The sequence below is a fragment of the Aminobacter sp. P4_D5 genome (assembly GCF_056401815.1).
In genome coordinates this window covers 1-558 of the sequence record NZ_JBFUIP010001207.1, presented here as the reverse complement: position 1 = coordinate 558, position 558 = coordinate 1, and the positions used below count along the sequence as shown (strand labels likewise).

At 69.7% G+C, this 558-nt stretch carries 2 protein-coding genes; both read left to right on the top strand.

Going from position 1 to position 558, the window contains the following annotated elements; translation table 11 throughout:
- Positions 1-235, top strand: a 235-nt coding sequence (locus tag AC1DWF_RS37520) for a 3-isopropylmalate dehydratase small subunit (RefSeq protein ID WP_476843489.1), incomplete at its 5' end; no start/stop codon positions are given.
- A gap of 21 nt (positions 236-256) precedes the next feature.
- The coding region (locus tag AC1DWF_RS37515; RefSeq protein ID WP_476843488.1) for a Bug family tripartite tricarboxylate transporter substrate binding protein at positions 257-558 on the top strand (302 nt) is incomplete at its 3' end.

Here is a 558-nt window from a genome sequence, read left to right as displayed (position 1 = left end):
GCCGATCGTGCTTCCAGTGGAAGAAGTCGCGGAGCTGCGCGCGCAGGCCGGCACCATGCAGGGCACGCCCTTCGCCATCGACCTCGCCGCGCAGACGGTGACCGGCGTGGACGGGGTCGCCCGCCACTTCAACATCGACCCCTTCCGCAAGCGCCTGCTGCTGGCGGGCGTGGACGAGATCGCCTTCACGCTGGGCTTCGAGGACAAGATCGCGGCCTTCGAAGCCGCGCGCTGAACAAAAACGAGGAACGTCCCAATGAACATCCGTCTTTCGCGGCGCGCGGCGCTGCTGGGGCTCGGCGCGTCGCTGGCCGCTCCGGCCGTCCGCGCCCAGAGCAACTATCCCACCCGCCCCGTGCGGCTCATCGTGAATTTCGGCGCAGGCGGCGCGGCGGACACCGTCGCGCGACTGATCCAGCCGAAGATGTCGGAGGCACTGGGCCAGCAGCTCGTCATCGAGAACCGCACCGGCGCGGGCGGCACCATCGGCGCTGCCGTGGCTGCGCGCGCCGAGCCCGACGGCTACACGCTGATGTTCGACAGCCCCAACCACATCAT